This window comes from Massilia sp. CT11-108, from assembly GCF_047302915.1.
Lineage (GTDB): Bacteria > Pseudomonadota > Gammaproteobacteria > Burkholderiales > Burkholderiaceae_D > Telluria > Telluria orientalis.
Genome location: NZ_JBKYMO010000786.1, coordinates 1 through 1,838, shown reverse-complemented (window position 1 = coordinate 1,838; position 1,838 = coordinate 1). Strand labels below are relative to the sequence as shown.

The following is a 1,838-nucleotide window of genomic DNA, read 5'->3' as shown; positions in this document are numbered from 1 at the left end:
CCGCCACGCCATCGGCACGAGCACCGCGGCCGTGCTGGCGGCCGCGCACCGGCGCGGCATCCCGAGCCTGCGCCTGATCGAGGAAGCGAATCTGTTCCAGCTGGGCTGGGGCAGCCGCCAGAAGCGCCTGCAGGCGACGATCACGGGCGCGACGAACCACGTGGCCGTCGGCATCGCCAGCGACAAGCAGCTGACGAAGACGCTGCTCGACCAGGCCGGCGTGCCCGTGCCGGCTGGTTCCACGGTCACCACGCTCGAACAGGCACTGCGCGAGGCGCGCCGCATCAAGGGTCCGGTGACGGTGAAGCCGCTGGACGCGAACCAGGGCAAGGGCGTGACGGTCAACTGCGCGACCCAGGACGAGATCGCGCGCGCGTTCGAATTCGCCCGCAAGTACGGGCGCCACGTCATCGTCGAGGAATTCCTGCACGGCCGCGACTACCGCGTGCTCGTCACGGGCCACAAGGTGGCCGCCGCGTCATGGCGCCGGCCGCCGCACGTGACCGGGGACGGCGTGTCGACGGTGCGCGAACTGGTCGAGATCGAAAACCGCAACCCCGCGCGCGGCGACGGCCACACGAACATCCTCACGACGATCCCGCTGGACGACCTCGCGCTGCAGGTGCTGGCGCGCCAGGGTCATGACCTGGACTCGGTCCCCGCGGAAGGCAGCGTGGTCGACCTGCGCGGCAACGCCAACCTGTCCACCGGCGGCACTGCCGAGGACGTGACGGACCTGCTGCCGGAAGAAACCCGTGACATCTGCATCCGCGCCGCGCGCACCATCGGCCTGGACGTGGCCGGCATCGACATCGTCTGCCAGGACATCGCGCGCCCGCTGCGCGAACAGAAAGGCGGCATCATCGAAGTCAATGCGGCGCCGGGCATCCGCATGCACCAGTACCCGAGCCGCGGCACGCCGCGCGACGCGGGCGCCGCCATCGTCGATGCGCTGTTCGGCGCGGACGACGGCCGTATTCCCGTCGTCGCCGTGACGGGCACGAACGGCAAGACGACGACGAGCCTCATGATCGCGCACGCGACGCGCCTCGCGGGCCTGCGCACGGGCGTGACGACGACGGAAGGCGTGTACATCGACGGCGAACGGATCGTGAAAGGGGATTGCACGGGCTACCGTTCGGCGCGCACCGTCCTTGCCTCGCCGGACGTCGACTTCGCCGTGCTGGAGACGGCGCGCGGCGGCATCCTGAAACGCGGCCTCGCGTTCGACCGCTGCGACGTCGCCGTCGTGCTGAACGTGTCGGCCGACCACCTGGGCCTGGACGGCATCGACACGGTCGAGGAACTCGCGCGCGTGAAATTCGTGATTGCCGAGCGCGCGCGCCGCGCCGTCGTGCTGAACGCGGAGGACGACCATTGCGTCGCGATGTCGTCCGAGCTGGCGCATGGCGTGGAAATCCTGTACTTCGCGCTCGACGCGGACAACCCTGTCCTGCTGCGCCACCTGGAAAACGGCGGCCGCGGCGTCTACCTGGAAGACAACATGATCGTGCTGGCGACCGGCACGCGCCACGACGCGCTGCTGGACGTGCGCACGATGCCCTGCACGATGAAGGGCGCGGCGCGCTACAACATCGCCAACGCGCTGGCCGCCGCCGCCGCGCTCAGCGCGACGGGCTTCGGCAACATCGAGATCGCGGCCGGCCTGCGCACGTTCCTCTCCGACTGGAAGCACAACCCGCTGCGCTCGAACGTGTTCGACGTCGACGGCGTCACCGTCATCTTCGACTACGCCCACAACACGGCCGCCTATGCCGCATTGGCCGAGACGGCGCGCGCGCTGACGCCGGGCCGCCTCGTCGGCGTCGTCGCGGCGG

General features: G+C 70.4%; 1 protein-coding gene. It reads left to right on the top strand.

Translation table 11 applies throughout. The features are described from left to right. Positions 1-1,838 (top strand): cyanophycin synthetase (cphA, locus tag ACEN88_RS30670; protein ID WP_413345801.1); only part of this gene is annotated, 1,838 nt, incomplete at both ends.